19 protein-coding genes and 2 tRNA genes are annotated in these 22,501 nt (G+C 64.4%); 6 read left to right on the top strand and 15 right to left on the bottom strand.

The genetic code is table 11. The features are described 5' to 3' along the window. Positions 1 to 148: 148 nt before the first annotated feature. The 4 genes from AC1RDS_RS05145 to aceE are packed head-to-tail and all read right to left on the bottom strand — an operon-like array spanning position 149 to position 6,693. Positions 149 to 367 carry a DUF3079 domain-containing protein gene (locus tag AC1RDS_RS05145; RefSeq protein WP_348682614.1) on the bottom strand — a complete coding sequence of 73 codons (219 nt, stop codon included), beginning with the start codon at positions 365 to 367 and terminating at the stop codon, positions 149 to 151. Positions 368 to 412: 45 nt separating this feature from the next. Continuing rightward, on the bottom strand, positions 413 to 2,272 hold the full coding sequence (lpdA, locus tag AC1RDS_RS05140) for a dihydrolipoyl dehydrogenase (protein WP_092698894.1): 1,860 nt from the start codon (positions 2,270 to 2,272) through the stop codon (positions 413 to 415). Between the two features lie 16 nt (positions 2,273 to 2,288). Next, on the bottom strand, positions 2,289 to 3,959 hold the full coding sequence (gene aceF / locus AC1RDS_RS05135; protein ID WP_092698892.1) for a dihydrolipoyllysine-residue acetyltransferase: 1,671 nt from the start codon (positions 3,957 to 3,959) through the stop codon (positions 2,289 to 2,291). Positions 3,960 to 3,978: 19 nt separating this feature from the next. Beyond that, on the bottom strand, positions 3,979 to 6,693 hold the full coding sequence (aceE, locus tag AC1RDS_RS05130; protein ID WP_287877939.1) for a pyruvate dehydrogenase (acetyl-transferring), homodimeric type: 2,715 nt from the start codon (positions 6,691 to 6,693) through the stop codon (positions 3,979 to 3,981). A 167-nt stretch (positions 6,694 to 6,860) separates the two neighbouring features. Between aceE and AC1RDS_RS05125 the strand changes: the two genes are divergently transcribed. From AC1RDS_RS05125 to AC1RDS_RS05105, 5 genes are all read left to right on the top strand, one after another. Continuing rightward, entirely contained in the window at positions 6,861 to 9,419 is a 2,559-nt protein-coding gene (locus AC1RDS_RS05125) for a PAS domain S-box protein (RefSeq protein ID WP_348682613.1), read from the top strand. Then, positions 9,416 to 10,042, top strand: a complete 627-nt coding sequence (locus AC1RDS_RS05120) for a response regulator transcription factor (protein WP_026435050.1) — start codon at positions 9,416 to 9,418, stop codon at positions 10,040 to 10,042. Before AC1RDS_RS05125 ends, AC1RDS_RS05120 begins: the two co-directional genes overlap by 4 nt. Positions 10,043 to 10,115: 73 nt before the next feature. Next, positions 10,116 to 10,982, top strand: a complete 867-nt coding sequence (gene folD / locus AC1RDS_RS05115) for a bifunctional methylenetetrahydrofolate dehydrogenase/methenyltetrahydrofolate cyclohydrolase FolD (RefSeq protein ID WP_092698888.1) — start codon at positions 10,116 to 10,118, stop codon at positions 10,980 to 10,982. Between the two features lie 64 nt (positions 10,983 to 11,046). Next, positions 11,047 to 13,080, top strand: a complete 2,034-nt coding sequence (locus AC1RDS_RS05110) for a M3 family metallopeptidase (RefSeq protein WP_348682612.1) — start codon at positions 11,047 to 11,049, stop codon at positions 13,078 to 13,080. A 42-nt stretch (positions 13,081 to 13,122) separates the two neighbouring features. Beyond that, positions 13,123 to 13,767, top strand: coding sequence for a glutaredoxin domain-containing protein (locus AC1RDS_RS05105; RefSeq protein WP_092698885.1), 645 nt, complete (start codon positions 13,123 to 13,125; stop codon positions 13,765 to 13,767). Between the two features lie 54 nt (positions 13,768 to 13,821). Here the strand turns inward: AC1RDS_RS05105 and rpiA are convergent, their stop codons facing one another. Beyond that, positions 13,822 to 14,514, bottom strand: a complete 693-nt coding sequence (rpiA, locus tag AC1RDS_RS05100; RefSeq protein ID WP_348682611.1) for a ribose-5-phosphate isomerase RpiA — start codon at positions 14,512 to 14,514, stop codon at positions 13,822 to 13,824. A 38-nt stretch (positions 14,515 to 14,552) separates the two neighbouring features. Between rpiA and AC1RDS_RS05095 the strand changes: the two genes are divergently transcribed. Then, a complete protein-coding gene (locus tag AC1RDS_RS05095) occupies positions 14,553 to 15,635 on the top strand; it encodes a quinone-dependent dihydroorotate dehydrogenase (RefSeq protein WP_348682609.1) in 1,083 nt (360 codons plus the stop codon). A 59-nt stretch (positions 15,636 to 15,694) separates the two neighbouring features. Here the strand turns inward: AC1RDS_RS05095 and AC1RDS_RS05090 are convergent, their stop codons facing one another. The 10 genes from AC1RDS_RS05090 to hscA form a co-directional block, all read right to left on the bottom strand. Beyond that, complete coding sequence (locus tag AC1RDS_RS05090) at positions 15,695 to 16,003, bottom strand: hypothetical protein (protein ID WP_287877919.1); 309 nt, start codon at positions 16,001 to 16,003, stop codon at positions 15,695 to 15,697. Next, positions 16,000 to 16,395: a phage holin family protein gene (locus tag AC1RDS_RS05085; RefSeq protein ID WP_092698878.1), complete on the bottom strand. Its 396-nt coding sequence runs from the start codon at positions 16,393 to 16,395 to the stop codon at positions 16,000 to 16,002. Before AC1RDS_RS05085 ends, AC1RDS_RS05090 begins: the two co-directional genes overlap by 4 nt. 39 nt (positions 16,396 to 16,434) lie before the next feature. Then, positions 16,435 to 16,737: an ElaB/YgaM/YqjD family protein gene (locus AC1RDS_RS05080; protein WP_026435058.1), complete on the bottom strand. Its 303-nt coding sequence runs from the start codon at positions 16,735 to 16,737 to the stop codon at positions 16,435 to 16,437. 138 nt (positions 16,738 to 16,875) lie between these two features. Beyond that, complete coding sequence (locus AC1RDS_RS05075) at positions 16,876 to 17,973, bottom strand: NAD(P)/FAD-dependent oxidoreductase (RefSeq protein WP_348682608.1); 1,098 nt, start codon at positions 17,971 to 17,973, stop codon at positions 16,876 to 16,878. Positions 17,974 to 18,002: 29 nt separating this feature from the next. Continuing rightward, positions 18,003 to 19,040 (bottom strand): histone deacetylase family protein, encoded by a 1,038-nt coding sequence (locus AC1RDS_RS05070; protein WP_287877916.1) that lies wholly within the window; start codon positions 19,038 to 19,040, stop codon positions 18,003 to 18,005. Positions 19,041 to 19,219: 179 nt separating this feature from the next. After that, positions 19,220 to 19,294, bottom strand: a tRNA-Val gene (locus AC1RDS_RS05065). Positions 19,295 to 19,337: 43 nt separating this feature from the next. Next, positions 19,338 to 19,412 (bottom strand) — tRNA-Val (locus AC1RDS_RS05060). A gap of 37 nt (positions 19,413 to 19,449) precedes the next feature. Further along, positions 19,450 to 20,163 carry a DNA polymerase III subunit epsilon gene (gene dnaQ / locus AC1RDS_RS05055; protein WP_348682606.1) on the bottom strand — a complete coding sequence of 238 codons (714 nt, stop codon included), beginning with the start codon at positions 20,161 to 20,163 and terminating at the stop codon, positions 19,450 to 19,452. Between the two features lie 72 nt (positions 20,164 to 20,235). After that, the gene (gene fdx / locus AC1RDS_RS05050) at positions 20,236 to 20,574 is read right to left on the bottom strand and encodes an ISC system 2Fe-2S type ferredoxin (RefSeq protein ID WP_026435062.1); all 339 of its coding nucleotides are present in this window, start codon (positions 20,572 to 20,574) and stop codon (positions 20,236 to 20,238) included. A gap of 38 nt (positions 20,575 to 20,612) precedes the next feature. Then, entirely contained in the window at positions 20,613 to 22,484 is a 1,872-nt protein-coding gene (gene hscA, locus AC1RDS_RS05045; RefSeq protein WP_092698963.1) for a Fe-S protein assembly chaperone HscA, read from the bottom strand. Positions 22,485 to 22,501: the final 17 nt, after the last annotated feature.

Here is a 22,501-nt window from a genome sequence, read left to right as displayed (position 1 = left end):
CGGACTGCGAGTTCCATCACCGTTATCACCGAGACTGTCCGAGCTCTCCAATGGGAAATAAAAAAGCCGCGCAGCCCTGATAGGACTGGCGCGGCTGTGTTGCTGCTCTCGCAGGCTTGTGGAATGGTGCCAGCGCCGAGGCCTGGAGTCAGGAACGGGGCATGCTTTCGGCTGGGGATGGCGCTACCGGTTCCGCGTCAGCCTCCAGACCCCACTGGTCCCAGTCGTCGCCAAACAGCTCCGCCGGGTGCTGCGTGCGGTCCGAGCCGTTGCCGCAGCGCATGTCCTTGGCGGGGCAATACAGGTCGCAGCCCCAGCACACCCGCTCGGGGTGGGCGGGGGCCTGGGGGAACTTCTTGACTGCCATGGCGCTTCTCCAGACTCTGTTGCCGGGCTCCTGCCGTAATGTGCGTTACTTGCGCGCTGGCGGCACGTCGGTGCAACTGCCGTGCGCAATCTCCGCCGCCATGCCGATGCTCTCGCCCAGCGTGGGGTGCGGGTGGATGGTCTTGCCGATGTCCACGGCGTCGGCGCCCATCTCGATGGCCAGGGCGATCTCGCCGATCATGTCGCCCGCATGCGTGCCCACGATGCCGCCACCGAGAATCTTGCCGTGGCCATGGGCCTCCGGCGAGTCGTCGAACAGCAGCTTGGTCACGCCTTCATCGCGGCCGTTGGCAATGGCGCGGCCAGAGGCCGTCCAGGGGAACAGGCCCTTCTTGACCTTGATGCCTTGGGCCTTGGCCTGGTCTTCGGTGAGGCCCACCCATGCGACCTCGGGGTCGGTGTAGGCCACGCTGGGGATCACGCGGGCGTTGAAGGCGGCGGCTGCCAGTTCCTTGTTGCCCTGTAGTTCACCGGCGATCACCTCGGCCGCCACATGCGCCTCGTGCACCGCCTTGTGCGCCAGCATGGGCTGGCCGACGATGTCGCCGATGGCGAAGATGTGCGGCACGTTGGTGCGCATCTGGATGTCGACGTTGATGAAGCCACGGTCGGTAACGGCAACCCCCGCCTTTTCGGCGGCGATCTTCTTGCCGTTGGGTGTGCGGCCCACGGCCTGCAGCACCAGGTCATAGACCTGCGGTGCGGGCGCGGTGCCGCCCTCTTCTGCTGGCGCAAACGTCACCTCGATGCCTTCGGGCGTGGCCTTGGCCCCCACCGTCTTGGTCTTGAGCATGATGTTGTCGAAGCGCTTGGCGTTCATCTTCTGCCAGATCTTGACCAGGTCGCGGTCCGCACCCTGCATCAGGCCGTCCATCATCTCGACCACATCCAGGCGCGCCCCCAGCGTGCTGTACACCGTGCCCATTTCCAGGCCGATGATGCCGCCGCCCAGGATCAGCATGCGCTTGGGCACTTCCTTGAGCGCCAGGGCGCCGGTGGAATCGACCACGCGCGGATCGTCAGGCATGAAAGGCAGGCGCACGGCCTGGCTGCCGGCGGCGATGATGGCTTTCTGGAAGGCGATGACCTTCTTGCTGCCGGTCTTCTCCTGGCCGGTGCCGGTGGTTTCCTCGACCTCGATGTGGTTGGCGCCCACAAAGGCACCATAGCCGCGCACGGTGGTGACCTTGCGCATCTTGGCCATGGCGGCGAGACCGCCGGTGAGCTTGCCGATGACTTTCTCTTTGTGGCCGCGCAGCGTGTCCACATTGACTGTGGGAGCGCCAAAGTCGATGCCCGCCGCCGACAGATGCGACACCTCGTCCATCACGGCGGCCACATGCAGCAGCGCCTTGGAGGGGATGCAGCCCACGTTCAGGCAGACGCCGCCGAGCTGGGCGTAGCGCTCGACCAGCACCACTTTCAGGCCCAGGTCGGCCGCACGGAAGGCGGCGCTGTAGCCGCCAGGGCCACCGCCGAGCACGAGCACATCGCACTCCACGTCGGCCGTGCCTGCGAAGCTGGACGCTACTGGATTGATAGATTCCGGTGCTTGCGGGATGGTCACTGGAGACGTTTTTTGTCCAGCTGCAGCAGCCACGGGGGCCGCAGGGGCCGGTGCGGCTGCCTGGACAGCAGCGCCTGCGCCCGCCACCTCCAGTGTCAGCACCACCGAGCCTTCGGCGATCTTGTCGCCCAGCTTGACCTTCAGCTCCTTGACCACGCCGGCGTGGCTGGAGGGGATTTCCATGGAGGCCTTGTCGGACTCCACGGTGATCAGGCTCTGCTCGGCCTTGATGGTGTCGCCGGGTTGGACCAGCACTTCGATGATGGCCACTTCGGCGAAGTCGCCGATGTCGGGCACCTGGATGTCGATGATTGCCATGGGTGTTGCCCTCGCGTTACATCACGATGCGGCGGAAGTCCGCCAGCAGCGAGGCAAAGTACACGTTGAAACGCGCGGCGCTGGCGCCGTCGATCACGCGGTGGTCCCAGCTCAGGGAGAGCGGCAGCATCAAGCGCGGGGCGAACTGCTGGCCGTCCCATTGGGGCTCCAGGCTGCTCTTGCACACACCCATGATGGCGACTTCAGGCGCGTTGATGATGGGTGTGAAGTAGCGCCCGCCAATGCCGCCCAGCGAGCTGATGGAAAAGCACCCGCCGGTCATGTCGGCCGGGCCGAGCTTGCCGTCGCGCGCCTTCTTGGCCAGCTCGCCCATCTCCTGGCTGATCTGGACGATGCCCTTTTGGTCGGCGTCACGGATGACGGGCACGACCAGGCCGTTGGGCGTGTCGGCCGCAAAGCCGATGTGGAAGTAGTTCTTCATCACCAGCTGGTCGCCGTCGAGCGAGCTATTGAACTCGGGGAACTTCTTGAGCGCGGCCACGGCGGCCTTGATCATGAAGGCGAGCATGGTGACCTTGACGCCGCTCTTCTCGTTTTCCTTGTTGAACTGCACGCGGAAGGCTTCGAGTTCGGTGATGTCCGCGTCGTCGTGGTTGGTGACGTGCGGGATGACGACCCAGTTGCGGTGCAGGTTGGCGCCGCTGATTTTCTTGATGCGCGAGAGGTCCTTGCGCTCGACGGGGCCGAACTTGGTGAAGTCGACCTTGGGCCAGGGCAGCAAATCGAGGCCGATGCCCGAACCGCCGGTGGCTGCAGGCGCCTTGGCGGCCTGGGCTTTGGTCTGCACGCTGCCCGCCATGACGTGCTTGGTGAAGGCAGCCACGTCGTCCTGGGTGATGCGGCCCTTGGGGCCGGTGCCCTTGACTTCGTCGATGGGCACGCCCAGTTCGCGGGCGAACTTGCGCACGGAAGGCGAGGCGTGGGGCAGGCCGGCCGTGGGGGTGCCGGGCTGGTGGGCGGGGACGGCCACCGCGGCGGCGGCAGTTGCGGGTGCTGTTGCAGCGACTGCAGGAGCGGCAACAGCCACGGGGGCTGGTGCGGGTGCAGCGGCCGCAACGGGTGCGGCGGCCGGTGCTGCAGCGGTTGCAGTGCCTTCGAGCACGGCGACCAGGTCACCGATGTTGACGGTGTCGCCGATCTTGACCTTGAGTTCCTTGAGCACGCCGGCGGCGGGCGACGGGATCTCCATGGAGGCCTTGTCGGATTCGACGGTGAACAGCGACTGTTCAGCCTGGACCGAGTCGCCCACCTTGACCAGCAGCTCGATGACGGCCACGTCCTTGAAGTCGCCGATGTTGGGTACGTGTACTTCGATCGGGCCTGCAGCAGCCGCAGCAGCCGGTGCGGGCGCTGGGGCCCCCATCGGAGCTGGAGCGGCAGCCACCACTGGAGCCGGGGCAGCCGCCGGGGCTGCTGCAGCGCCCGCGTCAGCGGACTCCACTACCGCAATCACCGAGCCCTGCTTGACCTTGTCGCCCAGCGCAATCTTGAGTTCCTTGACCACGCCTGCGTGGCTGGACGGGATCTCCATCGATGCCTTGTCGGATTCGACGGTAATGAGCGACTGCTCGGCCTTCACGGTGTCGCCCACCTTGACCAGCAACTCGATCACGCCCACTTCGTCAAAGTCTCCGATGTCCGGGACTTGAATGTTGACCAATGCCATTGTTCTGTCTCCGTTCGTTTTATGCGTAAAGCGGGTTGGTCTTGTCGGCCTGGATGCCGTACTTGGCAATCGCCTCGGCCACCTTGGTGGCGGGCACGCTGCCCTGCTCGCTGAGCGCCTTGAGCGCGGCTACCACGATGTAGTGGCGGTTGATCTCGAAGTGCTCGCGCAGCTTGCTGCGGAAATCGCTGCGGCCAAAGCCGTCGGTGCCCAGCACCTTGTAGGGGCGACCGGCCGGGATGAAGGGGCGGATCTGTTCGGCGTAACTCTTCATGTAGTCGGTGGAGGCCACCACCGGGCCGGCGTGGCCGCCCAGCTGGCGCGCAACGAACGACGCGCGCGGCGCTTCCAGCGGGTGCAGCAGGTTCCAGCGCTCGCAGTCCTGGCCTTCGCGGGCCAGTTCGTTGAAGCTGGGGCAGCTCCAGACGTCGGCCTGCACGCCCCAGTCGGCGGCCAGCAGGGTCTGTGCGGCAATGGATTCGCGCAGGATGGTGCCCGAGCCCAGCAGCTGCACGCGCTTGTCGCCTTCGGCGCCGGGCTTGCACAGGTACATGCCCTGGATGATCTGCTCTTCGGTGCCGGGCGTGATGCCGGGCATGGCGTAGTTCTCGTTGAGCAGGGTGATGTAGTAGTAGACGTTTTCCTGCTTTTCGACCATGCGCTTCAGGCCATGGTGCAGGATCACCGCCACCTCGTGGGCGAAGGTCGGGTCGTAGCTCACGCAGTTGGGAATGGTGCCCGCCAGGATGTGGCTGTGGCCATCTTCGTGCTGCAGGCCTTCGCCGTTGAGCGTGGTGCGCCCCGAGGTGCCGCCCAGCAGGAAACCGCGCGCCTGCATGTCGCCCGCGGCCCAGGCCAGGTCGCCAATGCGCTGGAAGCCGAACATCGAGTAGTACACGTAGAACGGCACCATGATGCGGTTGTTGGTGCTGTAGCTGGTGGCTGCCGCGATCCAGCTGGCCATGCCGCCGGCCTCGTTGATGCCCTCTTGCAGGATCTGGCCGGCCTTGTCTTCGCGGTAGTACATGACCTGGTCTCGATCGACCGGGGTGTATTGCTGGCCCTTGGGGTTGTAGATGCCGATCTGGCGGAACAGGCCTTCCATGCCGAAGGTGCGCGCCTCGTCCACCAGGATGGGCACCACGCGCGGCCCCAGGGCCTGGTCACGCAACAGCTGCGTGATGAAGCGCACGTAGGCCTGCGTGGTGCTGATCTCGCGGCCCTCGGCCGTGGGCTCCAGGATGGCCTTGAAGGTGTCGAGCGCGGGCACGGTGAAGTGCTCGTCGGCCTTGGCGCGGCGGTGCGGCAGGTAGCCGCCCAGGGCCTTGCGGCGCTCGTGCAGGTAGCGCATTTCGGGCGTGTCGTCGGCCGGCTTGTAGTACGGCAGGCCGGGCAGCTCGCTGTCGGGGATCGGGATGTTGAAGCGGTCGCGGATGTACTTAATGTCTTCGTCCGACAGCTTCTTGGTCTGGTGCACGGTGTTCTTGCCTTCACCGGCCTTGCCCATGCCATAGCCCTTGACGGTTTTCACCAGCAGCACGGTGGGCTGGCCCTTGTGCTCGTTGGCGGCGTGAAAGGCAGCGTACACCTTGGCGGGCTCGTGGCCGCCGCGGCGCAGCTCGAACACCTCATCGTCGGTCATGTGCTCGACGAGCTGGAGCGTCTCGGGGTAGCGGCCGAAGAAATTCTTGCGCACAAAGGCGCCGTCGTTGGCCTTCATGGCCTGGTAGTCGCCGTCCAGCGTCTCCATCATCAGCTGGCGCAGCTTGCCCGTCTTGTCGCGGGCCAGCAGCGCATCCCAGCCGGCGCCCCACAGCAGCTTGATGACGTTCCAGCCGCTGCCACGGAACTCGCCTTCGAGCTCCTGCACGATCTTGCCGTTGCCGCGCACTGGACCATCGAGGCGCTGCAGGTTGCAGTTCACCACGAAGATCAGGTTGTCCAGGTTTTCACGCGATGCCAGGCCAATGGCGCCCAGCGACTCGGGCTCGTCCATCTCGCCGTCGCCGCAGAACACCCAGACCTTGCGGTTTTCGGTGTTGGCAATGCCCCGGGCGTGCAGGTATTTGAGAAAGCGCGCCTGGTAGATCGCCATCAGCGGACCCAGGCCCATGGACACCGTGGGGAACTGCCAGAACTCGGGCATCAGCTTGGGGTGCGGGTAGCTCGACAGGCCCTTGCCGTCCACTTCCTGGCGGAAGCTGTCGAGCTGCTGCTCGTTCAGGCGCCCTTCCAGGTAGGCGCGGGCGTAGATGCCGGGGGCGCTATGGCCCTGGATGTAGAGCAGATCGCCGCCATGGCCTTCGCTCTCGGCGTGCCAGAAGTGGTTGAAGCCCGCACCAAACATGCTGGCCACGGAAGCGAACGAGCCGATGTGGCCGCCGAGGTCGCCGCCATCGGCGGGGTGCAGGCGGTTGGCGCGCACCACCATGGCCATGGCGTTCCAGCGCATGTAGGCCCGCAGGCGCTTTTCGATGGCGATGTTGCCGGGACAGTGGGCCTCTTGGGTGGGCTCGATCGTGTTGACGTAGCCCGTGTTGCCCGAGAACGGCATGTCGATGCTGTTCTGGCGCGCATGCTCCAGCAGCTGCTCGATCAGAAAGTGGGCTCGCTCGGCCCCTTCCTTGTCGATCACGGCGGACAGCGCGTCCATCCACTCACGGGTTTCTTGCTGATCGGTGTCGATGGTGGGCGTGGCGCCGTTTCCGGCCAGGGGGGCGGGCTGAGCTGACATGCTTGTCTCCTGTGTTGAGGGTGCAATTTAGTACGTTGCGCTGAGTTTCGCATATTTTTTTAGAATTTCGAATAGTGCTTTTGAATTTCATATAACGATATTTTGTGGCGAATGCACACGCCCACGACACCGCCATGGCGCTGCCCACCCTCCCCTACACTTGCCCCATGGAAAAACCCCCAGCCACCGCCGCACCCGCAGCCCCCATCGCCCCTGCGGCGCGGGGTTGGCGCAAGTGGTGGCGCGGCCTTTCCCCCACGCGGCAGGACCGGTTTGCCGCACTGGCACCACTGGCTGCCGTGCTGATGTTCATGGCGGCCATCGTGGCTGCCTTCTGGTATCTGCGGACCGAGGAGGTCGAGCGCGAACACGAAGCCCTTAAACGCGATGTGGAATATGCCCAGCAACGCGTGCGCCTGCGGCTTCTGGAGCGCCAGGAGCAGCTCATGCGCATTGCGCGTGATCTGTCCAACCAGGACCTGGACCGCGCGGAGTTTGTGAGCCGTGCCGAATCCCTGATCAGTCAGCACCCCGAGTTGCAGGCCATCACCTGGATTGATGACAAGCGGCGCATCCGTGCCAGCCAAGCGGCCCCCACGCTGGGCAGCAGCGAGTTGCGCGTGGCCGGTGAAGTGCTCACCCCCGGCGACACCACGGACACCTACGAGCTGGCACGCGACCTGCAGCAACCCGTGTATGCGCAGCCCACCGCCACCCAGGGCGACGCCACGCCCCTGCTGCAATTGCAGGTACCCCTGAACCAGCAGGGCAAATTCAGCGGCGTGGTGCTGGGCGAATACTCCATCGACAGCCTGTTGCGCTATGGCACGCCCACCGAAGTGCTGGCGCGTTATGCCGTCACGCTGCTCGATGGCAACGGCCAGGTGCTGGCCGGCACGCCGCTGGGCCGGCGCAACCCCAATACCCAGTTGCTGCCGTGGACCCCGCGCGCCAACACGTACGAAGTACCCGTTTCCCCGGTGGGCAACGGCCTGGTGCTCAAGGCGCAGGCCTACCGCACATCACTGGGCGTGGTGGGCAGCGGCCTGTTCTGGCTGGTCGGCACGCTCAGCGCCATGACGGCCTGGATGCTGATTGCGACCTGGCGCCACACCCGCCGGCGCATGCAGGCCCAGAAGGCGCTGGTGGCTGAAACCAATTTCCGCCGGGCCATGGAGAACTCCGTCCTCACCGGCATGCGTGCGCTGGATCTGGAGGGGCGCATCACCTATGTGAATGCGGCGTTTTGCCAGATGACCGGGTGGAGCGAAACCGAGCTGGTGGGCCTGACGGCCCCCTTCCCTTACTGGCCCGAATCCGACTATGAAGCCCTGTATGCCAAGCTGCGCGATGAAATCAGCGGCAAGACCGTGACGGGCGGGTTTCAGGTGCGCGTGCGGCGCAAGAACGGCACGCAGTTTGACGCGCGCCTGTATGTGTCTCCGCTGATCGATGCCCATGGCCAGCAAACCGGCTGGATGACATCGATGACCGACATCACCGAACCCAACCGCATCCGCGAGCAGCTGTCGGCCTCCTATGAACGCTTCACCATCGTGCTGGAGTCGCTGGACGCTTCGGTGTCGGTGGCGCCGCTGGGTAGCCAGGAATTGCTGTTTGCCAACAAGCTCTACCGCCAGTGGTTTGGCTCGCAAACCGTGGGTCACCTGCAACTGGTGGCCCAGGCGGGCGTGGTGCCAGCGGCCACCAGCCACATGACGGGCGTGGACGACGAGGACGGACTGATGGGACTGCCCACCGACTCATTGACCAGCGCACGCAGCGAGAACGCCGAAATCTACCTGCCTGACATGGGCAAATGGCTGGAAGTGCGCTCACGCTACCTCAACTGGGTGGACGGGCGCCTGGCGCAGATGGTGATTGCCACCGACATCACTCCGCGCCGCCTGGCCCAGGAGCAGGCTGCCCGCCAGGCCGAACGGGCGCAGTCCGTCAGCCGCCTGATCACCATGGGCGAGATGGCGTCTAGCGTCGCACATGAACTCAACCAGCCGCTCACGGCCATCAGCAACTACTGCAGCGGGATGATTTCACGCATCCACAGCGGCCAGATCACCGAAGAAGCCCTGCTCGCGGCCCTGCAAAAAACCGCCCACCAGGCGCAACGCGCGGGCCAGATCATCCAGCGCATCCGAGCCTTCGTGAAAAAGAGCGAACCCAACCGCACACTGGCCGATGTGACGTCGATGGTGAACGAGGCAGTCGAGCTGGCCGACATCGAGCTGCGCCGCCACAACGTGCGCCTGACCCACTACGTTGCGGCGCGCCTGCCGCTCGTGATGGCAGACACCATCCTGATCGAACAGGTGCTGGTCAACCTCATGAAAAACGGGGCCGAGGCCATCGAGATGGCCAACCGCCCCACCTCTGGCCGCAGCGTGGAACTGCGCGTGGTGCCCAAGCATGTCGAAGACCAAGATGTGGTGGAGTTTTCGGTGCAGGACACCGGCAAGGGACTGGCGCCCGAGGTGCTGGAGCGCCTGTTTGAAGCCTTCTTCTCCACCAAGCAGGAAGGCATGGGCATGGGCCTGAACCTGTGCCGCAGCATCGTCGAGTCGCACCACGGCCGAATGCGGGCGGAGAACCTCTACAATGGATCCGAGGTCACAGGCTGCCGGTTCTCCTTCTGGCTTCCGCTTGCCAAGCCTGTGGATGCCACTACAAATTCTGTAGCAAACGCACAACCCCCAAGGACAATTGCATGAGTTTGATTCCGAAAAAAGGCACCGTTTACGTAGTGGACGACGACGAGGCGGTCCGCGACTCGCTTCAATGGCTGCTGGAGGGCAAGGACTACCGGGTGCGTTGCTTTGATTCTGCCGAAACCTTTCTCTCGCGCTACGACCCGCGCGAGGTGGCCTGCCTGATCGTGGACATCCGCATGGGCGGCATGACTGGGCTGGAGCTGCAGGACCGACTGATCGAGCGCAAATCGCCTTTGCCCATCGTCTTCATCACCGGCCACGGCGACGTGCCCATGGCTGTCAACACCATGAAGAAAGGCGCGCTCGATTTCATCCAGAAACCCTTCGACGAGGAAGAGCTTGTCGGGCTGGTGGAGCGCATGCTCGACCATGCCCGCGACGCCTTTGCCGGCTACCAGCAGGCCGCCAGCCGCGATGCACTGCTGTCCAAGCTGACGGGTCGCGAAGCCCAGGTGCTTGAGCGCATCGTTGCCGGCCGCCTGAACAAGCAGATCGCCGACGACCTGGGCATCAGCATCAAGACGGTGGAGGCCCACCGCGCCAACATCATGGAAAAGCTCAACGCCAACACCGTGGCCGATCTGCTCAAGATTGCACTGGGCCAGAACGCGCCCAAGGCTTGATTGCTCTCTGTTTCAGAGCTTGAAGCGCTTTCCTGCAAAGCGCTACATGCCATTTTTATCCGTATTTTCTGACATGACCGCACAACTCATCGACGGCAACGCCCTGTCCCGCCAATTGCGCACCGAAGTCGCCCAGCGCGCAGCCGCCCTCAAATCGCGGGGCACCACGCCAGGCCTGGCCGTGGTGCTGGTGGGCGACAACCCCGCCTCCCAGGTTTATGTGCGCAACAAGGTCAAGGCCTGCGAGGACAGTGGCCTGCATTCGGTGCTGGAAAAATACGCGGCCGACATGACCGAAGCCGCGCTGCTGGCACGCGTGGAGGCCCTGAACAACGACCCCGCGATCCACGGCATCCTGGTGCAGCTACCGCTGCCCGCGCACATCGATGCGCAAAAGGTCATCGAGGCCATCTCGCCCGCCAAGGACGTGGACGGCTTTCACATTGCCAGCGCCGGCGCGCTGATGACCGGCATGCCCGGCTTCTGGCCCTGCACGCCCTACGGTTGCATGAAGATGCTCGAATCGCTCAACGATGGCAAGGGCTACGACCTCAGGGGCAAGCACGCTGTGGTCATTGGCCGCAGCAACATCGTGGGCAAGCCCATGGCGCTGATGCTGCTGCAAAAAGATGCCACCGTGACCATCTGCCATTCGCGCACGACCGACCTCAAGGCCCAGACCCTGCAGGCCGACGTGATCGTGGCTGCCGTGGGCAAGCGCAACGTGCTCACGGCCGACATGGTCAAGCCCGGCGCCGTGGTGATCGACGTGGGAATGAACCGCAATGACGAGGGCAAGCTGTGCGGCGATGTGGATTTTGACGGCGTGAAGGAAGTGGCCGGCTGGATCACCCCCGTACCTGGCGGCGTGGGGCCCATGACCATTACCATGCTGCTGGTCAACACCCTGGAAGCCGCCGAACGCGCCGCCGGCGCCTGAAGTCAGCCCTGCTCCCGCAGCCTCGCAACTTGAACCCGCACCGCAAAGCGCCATCTACACACGCATGAGCAACGCCCTCCTCGACTTCTCCGACCTTCCCCAGTTTGACCGGATCACGCCAGACGACGTGGCCCCCGCCGTTGACGTGTTGCTGGAAAAAGCCAATGCCGCCCTCGAAACGGTCACGGCCGCCGACTTTCCTGCGCGCTGGGATGCCATTGCGAAGGTGCTGGACGTTGCCACGGAGCACCTGGGCACCGCCTGGGGGGCCATCAGCCACCTCAACAGTGTGGCCGACACCCCGGAACTGCGCGCCGCCTACAACGCAGCGCTGCCCCGGGTGACCGAATTCTGGACCCGCCTGGGCGCCGATGAGCGCCTGTACGCCAAGTACAAGGCCATTGATCCCAGCACCCTGAGCCCCGAGCAGCGCCAGGCGCACAAGAACGCCGTGCGCAATTTCGTCCTCAGCGGCGCCGAACTCACCGGTGCCGCCAAGGAGCGTTTTGCCCAGATCCAGGAACGGCAGGCCGAGCTGAGCCAGAAATTCAGTGAAAACGCGCTCGATGCCACCGACGCCTTTGCCTACTACGCCACGGCGGAAGAACTCGATGGCGTCCCCGCCGACGTGCAGCAGACCGCATTGGCAGCGGCCCAGGCGGAGGGCAAGAGCGGCTACAAGCTCACGCTCAAGATGCCCTGCTATCTGCCGGTGATGCAGTTCGCCACCCACAGCGCTTTGCGCGAAATGATGTACCGCGCCTATGTGACGCGCGCCTCCGACCAGGCCGAAGGCGAGGCCAGGCGTTTCGACAACTCGGCGCTCATCCGTGAAATTCTGGCACTGCGCCGCGAAGAAGCACAGCTGCTCGGGTATGACAATTTCGGCCAGGTGTCGGTGGTGCCCAAGATGGCCCAGTCGCCTGACGAGGTCATTTCATTCTTGCGGGATCTGGCGCGCCGCGCCCGGCCTTATGCCGAAAAGGACGTGGCCGACCTGCGCGGCTTCGCAGCCAGCCAGATAGGCCTGAACGATCCGCAGGCCTGGGACTGGCCCTTCCTTGCCGAGAAGCTCAAGGAAGCACGCTATTCCTTCAGCGAGCAGGAAGTCAAGCAATACTTCACGGCCCCCAAGGTGCTGGCCGGCCTTTTCAAGATCATCGAGACACTGTTCGAGGTCAGCATCCGCCGCGACAGTGCGCCCGTGTGGAATGCCGCCGTCGAGTTCTATCGCATCGAGCGTGACGGCCAGCTGGTGGGCCAGTTCTACCTCGACCAGCCGGCCCGCACCGGCAAACGCGGCGGCGCCTGGATGGATGATGTGCGCACCCGCTGGCTGCGCCCCGACACCGGCGCGCTGCAGACCCCCGTGGCGCATCTGGTGTGCAATTTTGCCGAGGGCGTGGACGGCAAGCCCCCGCTGCTCACCCATGACGATGTGATCACGCTGTTCCACGAATTCGGCCACGGTCTGCACCACATGCTGACGCAGGTGAACGAACGCGACGTATCGGGCATCAGCGGTGTCGAGTGGGATGCGGTCGAACTGCCCAGCCAGTTCATGGAGAACTTCTGCTGGGAATGGGATGTGCTGCGCAACATGACGGCGCACGTCGATACCGGTGCACCGCTGCCGCGTGCACTGTTCGACAAGATGATCGCCGCCAAGAACTTCCAGAGTGGCATGGGCACCCTGCGCCAGATCGAATTTGCCCTGTTCGACATGCTGCTGCACACCGATCACGATCCCGCCCAGGATTTCATGCCCTTGCTGGCCGAGGTGCGCAGCGAAGTGTCGGTGCTGCCGCCACCCTCGTTCAGCCGCACGGCCCACACCTTCAGCCATATTTTTGCGGGTGGCTATGCAGCGGGCTACTACAGCTACAAATGGGCGGAGGTGCTCAGCGCCGATGCCTATGCGGCCTTTGAAGAAACCGCCGGCAGCGACGGTCTGGCCAGCATCGAAACGGGCCGCCGCTACCGGCAGGCCATTCTGGAGGCGGGCGGCAGCCGCCCCGCCATGGAATCCTTCAAAGCCTTTCGCGGCCGCGAACCCAGCCTGGATGCCTTGCTGCGCCACCAGGGCATGGCAGACTAAGTCTTTCTGTTGCACCGACTCTTCTTTATCAGGAGACGACCCATGGGCAAGCCCTTGCGTACATCGTTGCTGGCCTCGTTGGGGATGGTGCTGGCGGTTGCCGGCGCCCATGCCCAGACCGTGTACCGGATTGTCGGCCCCGATGGAAAGGTGACCTTCTCGGACCGCGCGCCCGACAGCAATGCAAAACCCGCACAAGGCGCCTGGCAAGGTTCCGCCGCAGCTGTCGGCTCTGCCCTGCCCTACGAGCTTCAGCAGATTGCGGCACGCTTTCCCGTGACGCTGTACACCGGCAGTGACTGCGCTCCATGCAACAGCGCCCGCAACCTGCTGGTGGGGCGCGGCATTCCGTTTGCCGAACGCACCGTCAATACCAACGAGGACATCGAGGCGTTGCAGCGCATGGGCGGCAACAACGGCCTGCCCTTTGCCACGATCGGTGGCCAGCAGCTGGCGGGATTTTCCGAAAACGAGTGGACCCAGTACCTGAACGCGGCCGGATACCCCCAGCAATCCCTGCTGCCACCGAACTACCGCCGCCCACCGGCGACCCCGCTGGTGGCCGCCAAGGCAGCGCAACCGGCGGCCTCCGACGCGCCAGCCGGAAGAACACCTGCTGAGCGTCCACGGCCCGCACCCCGCATCGACGGCCCTTCGCCCAGCAACCCTGCAGGCATCCGCTTCTGACACCTCGTGCCGGGCCGAACCTGGCCCGGGCCGGCACGGTCTGACGGACCCTGTTCAGTAGGTGAAGGTCTTCACCACGCCCTGCGTGGTTCCTACGAGGCCTACCGACGCCTTCTGGTGCGCGAATACGCCCACCGTCACCACCCCGGGCCACTGGTTCACCTGGGACTCAAACCCCAGCGGGTCGGTGATGGACAAGCCCGTCACGTCCAGGATGTGCTGACCGTTGTCCGTAACCAGAGGTTGTCCGTCCCTCAGGCGCAGGTGCGCCGTGCCACCCAGCGCGGCAAAGCGCCGCGCAATGTGCTGGGCGGCCATCGGAATCACCTCCACCGGCAAAGGGAAGCGGCCCAGTGCTGGCACCAGCTTGGACTCATCGACGATGCAGACAAAGCGGCTGGCCAGGGCCGCCACGATCTTCTCGCGCGTCAGTGCAGCGCCGCCGCCTTTGACCATGCAGCCGTGGCCGTCGATTTCATCGGCGCCATCGATGTACACCGCCAGCGATTCCACTTTATTGGCATCGAACACCGGAATTCCCAGCGCCTTGAGCCGCTCGGTGCTCGCCACCGAGCTGGAAACAGCACCCCGGATCTGGTCTTTCATGCCCGCCAGCGCGTCGATGAAGTGGTTGACCGTGGAACCCGTGCCAACTCCCACGATGGCACCGGGCACCACGTATTGCAGGGCCGCCTTGCCCACCAGGGCCTTGAGTTCGTCTTGGGTCAGAGGGGATGGAGTCGTCATGGGGGAGAATCAGAGGGTAATCGTCGAATTATCCCTCCATGTCACTGATCCCCTACGCTCTCACCCGCTCTTTCCTTTTCGGCATGGATGCCGAATCCGCCCATGAACTCACCATGGGCATGCTCGCGCGCGGCCAAGGCACGCCCATGCAGTGGGCCTGGTGCAACGAAACCGTGGATGACCCCACCGAGCTGGCCGGGCTGACCTTTCCCAACCGCGTGGGTCTGGCGGCCGGGCTGGACAAGAATGCCCGCTGCATCGACGCCCTGGGCGCCATGGGTTTCGGCTTTGTGGAGGTGGGCACGGTGACACCCAAGGCCCAGCCGGGCAATCCCAAGCCCCGCATGTTCCGCCTGCCCGAGGCAAGGGCCCTGATCAACCGGCTGGGCTTCAACAACGACGGCCTGGACGCATTCATCCACAACGTGCAGCAGGCGCGGTTTCGCACGCAGCATCGCAAACACCCGATGCTGCTGGGCCTGAACATCGGCAAGAACGCCAGCACCCCGATCGAAGACGCCACCAGCGACTACCTCACCTGCCTTGACGGCGTGTACCCGCACGCCGATTACGTCACGGTCAATATCAGCTCACCCAACACACAGAACCTGCGCGCATTGCAAAGCGACGCGGCCCTTGATGCCCTGCTGGGCGCGATTGCCGAACGCCGCGAAGCACTGGCCGGGCAATACCGCCAGACCGACAGCAAGGGTGTCACCTCGTCCCGCCGCGTGCCCATCTTTGTCAAAATTGCCCCCGACCTCGACGAGGCGCAGGTGGCGGTGATTGCCAGCACACTGCAACGCCACGGCATGGATGGCGTGATCGCCACCAACACCACCATCCGCCGGGAAGCCGTCAAGGGAATGCCCCATGCCGAGGAGCCGGGAGGGCTCAGCGGTGCACCGGTGCTGGAAGCCAGCAACCAGGTTATCCGCCAGCTGCGCGCCGCACTGGGCAGCCGTTTTCCGATCATCGGCGTGGGTGGCATTCTCAGTGCGGAAGATGCCCTGAGCAAAATCCGCGCGGGAGCGGACGTGGTGCAGATCTACACCGGCCTGATCTATGAAGGCCCCGCGCTCGTCTCGAAGGTGGCGCGCGCCATCAAGGCAATGGCCTGAACGGCGGATGAACGGCCAATGGTGAGGCCTTGCGCCCCACCTTGCAGCCACATCGCGCCTTAGCGGCGCAGGCGCATCACCAGCGGGAGCACCACCCCTGCCCATCGCACCAGTCGGCGTGGGCCAGCGGCAATCGCCACGCCGGCCAGCGCGGCAACGGCAGCAGGATGCTGGCGGACAAAGCCAGCAACGCGCGGCAGCAAAGAAGCCTCCGCATCGTCGCCCTCGGTCGCAACAGCCAAGGCCTGGGCCTGCAACCGCGCGGCACGGCGGTCGCGCAAACGCTTGCGCTGCTCGGCGATGCGCTCCAGCACCCGTTGCTGCGCCACCGTGGCGTGCACTGAAAAGGCCTGTTCGGAAGAACTCACAAGCGCTCCTTGATATCACGCCAGTCTTGTGACAACTCACGCCGGGTCAGGGCAAAACCATTGCCCATGCTGCGTACCACCGCCACCAACGTGACGATGGCAGCGCACCAGGCCACCAGCCATGTCCCTGCCACTACCCAGGCCGCCAGCATGCGATGGGGCGTGTCCCAGAACTGCACCAGAACGGCCATCGACACCATCACCAAGGCCACCATGGTGAGCCCGATGACGGCGATCAACAGCGCCAGCAGCTGTTGCAAGCGCTGCTTTTGATCGAGCCACTCCAGGCGCGCCAATGCCAGCCGATCTTCGGCAGCGATGGCCCCCTCGATGGCATTCGCCCGCCACCGCGCAGCGAATGCCTCCAGTCCGAGCAAGGAAAGCCAGTTCATACGCACTCTCCCTGCATCAGCGCAATGGACGGCAAGCGATCAACGGCGTGCAAGCAAAAATCCCACCAGAGCACCGACGGCCAGCGCCGCGCTGGCCACGCGCCAGGGCTCATCGTGGGCATAGCGGTCAGCCGCCACGGCTGCATCCTTGGCCTGGCGGGCTGCTTCCTGCGCGGCACGCACGGCCGATTCCCGCACCGAATGCATGCCGTCGTCCAGGCGCTGGCGCAGCACCTTGATCTCGGGGAACGAATCCAGATCCCGGCTTGCCAACAAGCCGCGCAGATCGGACACGAGTTTTTCAAGTTCGCCCTGGGTGGTGGTGGTGTCAGAAGCAGTCATACATGCCTTTCGTTGCAATAAGTGAGCAGCCATGCAGCGTGGATGCTGCAGCCTGAGGACCATCTTAGCGACATGCCCAAAAACCTGTCACACCGCTTGGTCGCTAAACGTTACCAAAAGAGCGGGATTTGATGCAAGTCAAACCAGAGAGAGCGCATGGTCGGCGATGGCCAGGGCGCTGGTAAGGCCCGGAGATTCGATGCCAAAGAGATTCACCAAGCCAGGCACGCCATGGTCGCACGGCCCCTGGATGAGAAAGTCCGCTGCGGGTGCGTCGGCGCCATGGATCTTGGGCCGGATGCCCGCGTAGCCCGGTGCCAGCGCGCCATCGCGCAAGCCAGGCCAGTACTTGCGCACTTCGCCATAAAAGGCCTCTCCCCGCGCCGGATCGACCAGCAGATCGTCGGCCGAATCCACCCATTGCACGTCCGGCCCGAACTTGGCCTGCCCGCCCAGATCCAGCGTGAGGTGAACCCCCAGCCCCGCAGCCTCGGGCACCGGGTAGATCAGGCGGCTGAACGGTGCCTTTGCGGTCAGCGTGAAATAGCTGCCCTTGGCGTAATAGGCCGTCGGAATGTGGCGTGCGTCCAGCCCGGAAAATTGTCGGGCCAGGGCCGGCGCCTGCAGACCCGCCGCATTGACCACGGTATTGGCTTGCAGGCGCGTGCCATCTTTTGCTTCTAAAAAAATAGCACCTTGCACACAATCGGCAAATGCCAGAGGCGAATTCAATGCAACAATTCCGCCGGCATGCTCCAGATCACCCTGCAGGGCGAGCATGAGGGCATGGCTGTCCACGATTCCCGTGCTGGGCGAATGCAGTGCCGCCACGCATTCCAGGGCGGGCTCCAGTGCCCGGGCCGCGTCGCGGTCCAGCCACTGCAGGTCCAGAACACCGTTGGCCGTGGCGCGCTCCTGAATCGACCGAAGGCCTGGCAGTTGCTCCGGCGAAGTCGCCACCAGCAGCTTGCCGCAACGCCGGTGCGGCACGCCATGGTCGGCGCAATAGGCATACAGCAGATCACGGCCTTGCACACACAGGCGCGCCTTGAGCGAACCCGTGGGGTAATACAGCCCGGCATGAATGACCTCGCTGTTGCGCGAACTGGTACCCGTGCCGATGGCGTCTGCGGCCTCCAGCACCATCACCTCGCGCCCCTGCATGGCCAGCGCACGGGCCACGGCCAGGCCCACCACACCCGCGCCCACCACGACGCAATCCACCTTGTCCGTCATCTCTGTCTTCCTTTTTTCTGAAAATACCTTCAGGCCTGCTCAAAACCGTCCAGCACATTGCCTGCATTGGTGCCCAGCTCTGCAGCGGCATAGCCGCCTTCCAGAACCAGCACCGTCGGCAATTTCAATCCCGCCAGCCGCGCACCCAGACGGGAAAAATCGGCACAAGCGAGGGCAAACCGCGAAATGGGATCCCCTTCGAAGGTATCCAGGCCCAGCGAAACCACCAGGGCATCCGCTCCGAACCGCGCAATGCGGGCACAGGCCTGCTCCAGCGCAGCAAACCAGGCGGTTGCGGTGGTCCCGGCGGGCAGCGGCAGGTTCAGGTTGCAGCCCTCTCCTTCGCCCTCGCCGGTTTCATCGGCATGGCCGAGATAGAAAGGGTATTCGGTGCGGGGGTCACCGTGGATGCTCACGAACAGCACATCGCCGCGGCCGTAGAAGATGCTCTGGGTGCCATTGCCATGGTGGTAATCCACATCCAGCACGGCCACGCGATCCGCCCCCCGGTCGCGCAAGGCCTGGGCCGCCACCGCCGCATTGTTGAGAAAGCAGTAACCCCCCATGAAATCGGGCCCCGCATGGTGCCCGGGCGGACGCGTGCAGCAAAACACGGCGCGCTCGCCTGCGGCCACCCGGAAGGCCGCACTGGCAGCCGCATCCGCGCCGGCCTTGGCGGCAGCCCAGGTGCCTGCCGCCAGCGGCGTACCGTTGTCCATGGAGTACAGGCCCAGGCGCGCGATGAAATTGTCAGGCTCCCTGTCGCTGCGCAATGTGCGCACCGGCCAGACCGACGGGAACGGCTGCACCGAGGCATTGGAGGTATCGAGCGCCAGCCACTGTTGCCAGGCCCCCTCCAGGAATGCCAGATAGCGCGCCGCATGAACCTGGCCCAACACCGTTGAGCTGTCGGCATCGGGTGCGAGCAAGCGGTGGCCCCGGGCTCGAAGGCTGCTTTCCACGTAATCGGCCCGCGTGGGGTTTTCGAAGCAGGGCACGCGTTCACCCCGGAAGAACTCATGGACGGGGGCATGCCCCCGGTGCAACGGGTTGTGAAAAGCCAGCATGGAGTAAGGGCAAGGTCGGGGAAACGTTTCGCCGCCCACATTGGGTCCGAGGGGCAGGCCGCTTCGCGCAATGTACGGACGCGGAGCGCCAACTGTAACGGCCAATCCATCCGCTTGTGCGCCGTTATGCCCCGGTCATGAAAAAACCCTTGCAGACATGCGCCTGCAAGGGTTGAATTTGGTGGGTGATACATGGATCGAACATGTGACCCCTGCCGTGTGAAGGCAGTGCTCTACCGCTGAGCTAATCACCCGTCGCACATCCCATCAAAGGATGGCGCTGGCTGTCAACAGGCTTGGTGGGTGATACATGGATCGAACATGTGACCCCTGCCGTGTGAAGGCAGTGCTCTACCGCTGAGCTAATCACCCGTGTCGCTGCGACAGCCTTCGATTATGGCACAGCTTTTCAGCCTGGCTGAACGGATCGCCAAATTGTTTTGCCACCACTGGCCTTGTCGATCTGCGTCAGCACTTCTTCGTGGGATGCAATTTCCTGCTCGCTGGCCTGCAGCACGGGCAGGTTGAAGCTGCGCAGATCGATCTGGACGAAGCTGGCGCCATCGGCGCTGTCCTGCGCATCGTCGATGATCAGCAGCGCATCCTGGCCTCGGGTGAGGTTGATGTACACATCCGCCAGCAATTCGGCATCCAGCAAGGCGCCATGCAGTGTGCGGCCCGAGTTGTCCACGCCCAGGCGGTCGCACAGCGCATCGAGCGAATTGCGCTTGCCGGGATAGAGCTCCTTGGCCATGGCCAGGGTGTCGGTGATGCAGTCCACAAAGCTGCGGAACGCGGGGCGCCCCACCAGCTCCAGCTCCTTGTTCAGGAAGCCCACGTCAAATGCCGCGTTGTGGATGATGATCTCGGCGCCCTGCAGGTAGTCCAGCAGCTCATCGGCCACGGCCGCAAACTTGGGTTTGTCCTTCAAGAATTCGTTGCTGATGCCGTGCACGCGCAGCGCATCCTCGTGGCTGTCGCGCTCGGGGTTCAGGTAGAAATGCTTGTTGTTGCCCGTGAGCTTGCGCGCCACCAGCTCCACGCAACCGATTTCAATGATGCGGTCGCCCCCTTCGGCGGACAGACCAGTGGTTTCCGTGTCCAGAACAATCTGCCGTGACATCAGGCCTCCCGTGGTGCAACCGGCGTGCGGCGCACAGTACTCATGCCGCGTGGGGCTGAAGCACCGTGCATATCAGTGGTTTTCCTTGGCGTGGTTGATGGAGTATTTGGGTATCTCCACCACCAGGTCTTTCTGCGCAATGATGGCCTGGCACGACAGGCGCGACTGGGGCTCCAGCCCCCAGGCACGGTCGAGCAGGTCCTCTTCTTCTTCCTCGGCCTCGTTGAGCGATTCCATGCCCGCACGCACGATGACGTGGCAGGTAGTGCAGGCACAGCTCATGTCACAGGCGTGCTCGATGTTGATGTGGTTCTCCAGCAGCGCTTCGCAGATGGATGTGCCTGCCGGCGCGGTGATCTCGGCACCGGAGGGGCAATATTCAGGGTGGGGCAGTATCTTGATGACAGGCATGGATGGTCTTCTTGTTCGCAGGGGTACGCTCGGTGGGTTCAGAAAGCCTGCACGTTCTTGCCCGCCAGGGCCTGGCGAATGCCGCGGTTCATGCGCTGCGCGGCAAAGGCCTCTGTGCCCTTGGCCAGGGCCTGGGTCGCCGCCTCGATGACGGCGGCATCGTCGGACTCGCGTTGCTGGCCCAGGGCGGTCATCAAGGCCTCGATGTCGGCCCGTTCGGGCCCAGTCAACACGTCGCCATCGGCATCCAGGGCGCTCTGGGTCGCCATCAGCATGCGGTCGGCATCCACGCGCGCCTCCACCACGGCCCGTGCGCGCATGTCCTGCGCGGCCGTGGCAAAGCCGTCTTGCAGCATGCGGGCGATCTGGTCGTCCGACAGGCCATAGGAGGGCTTCACGTCGATGCGGGCCTCGACACCACTGCCCTGCTCCCGGGCATTCACACTCAGCAGGCCATCGGCATCGACCGTGAAAGTGACCCGGATGCGGGCTGCGCCGGCCGCCATCGCAGGTATGCCGCGCAGCTCGAAACGGGCCAGACTGCGGCAGTCCTGCACGAGGTCGCGCTCGCCCTGCACCACATGGATGGCCAATGCGGTCTGGCCATCCTTGTAGGTGGTGAAGTCCTGCGCCTTGGCGGTGGGAATAGTCTCGTTGCGGGCCACGATGCGCTCCACCAGCCCGCCCATGGTCTCGATGCCCAGCGACAGGGGAATCACGTCGAGCAGCAACAGATCGCCCGCCGTGTTGTTGCCCGCCAACTGGTTGGCCTGGATGGCGGCACCCAGTGCGACCACCTCGTCCGGGTTGAGATTGGTCAGGGGCTCCTTGCCAAAAAACTCGGCCACTGCACGCTGCACCTGGGGCATGCGGGTGGAGCCGCCCACCATGACCACCCCCTGCACGTCGTCGCGCGCCAGCTTCGCATCGCGCAAGACGCGGCGCACCGCGGCCATGGAGCGCGCGGTCAACTCGGCGGTAGCGGCTTCAAAATCGGATTGTTTGACATCCAATCGCACGCTACCAACTGTCAAATCAACGACAAACGCTACTATTTCAGTAGCAGTCAAGGTTTCCTTACAGGCTCTGGCCGCCATGCGGATTGCTGCCTTGTCGGCAGGCGTATTGGCGGACAAGCCCTGCTGCTCAAGCACCCAATTGGCAAGCGCTGCGTCATAGTCATCGCCGCCCAGGGCGGAATCGCCGCCGGTGGCAATCACTTCGAAAACGCCTTGCGTCAGTCGCAACACGGAGATGTCGAAGGTGCCGCCGCCCAGGTCGTAAACCGCGTAGACGCCTTCGCTGGCATTGTCCAGGCCATAGGCAATGGCCGCAGCGGTTGGTTCATTGATCAGGCGCAGCAGATGGATTCCGGCCAGCTTGGCTGCATCTTTGGTGGCCTGGCGCTGGGCGTCATCAAAATAGGCCGGCACCGTGATCACTGCACCGTACGGGTCGTCGTTGAAGGTGTCTTCGGCGCGGTAACGCAGCGTGGCCAGGATCTCGGCACTGATTTCCACCGGTGACTTCACGCCCCCCGCCGTCAGCAGCCCCACCATACCGCCAGCGCTGGCGTCGGGGCTCTGGACGAATTCGTAGGGCAACTGCTCTGCGTCCGCCACATCCTTCAGACCACGGCCCATGAAGCGCTTGGCCGAGGCGATGGTATTGCGGGCATCGCCGGACTGCGCTGCTATTGCGTCGTAGCCAATCTGCCGCCCGCCCTGCTCCAGGTAGCGCACCACCGATGGCAGCAGCACGCGCCCCTCACCGTCGGGCAGGCACTCGGCCACGCCATTGCGCACCGCCGCCACCAGGGAATGCGTGGTGCCCAAATCAATGCCGACCGCAATGCGCCGCTGGTGCGGGTCGGGGGACTGTCCGGGCTCGGAAATCTGCAAAAGCGCCATGAAGATCTTGTGTTCTA

The organism is Acidovorax sp. GW823-FHT02H02 (genome assembly GCF_058797075.1).
Note: the sequence above shows the minus strand (reverse complement) of the source record. Positions and strands in the feature narration are given on the sequence as shown.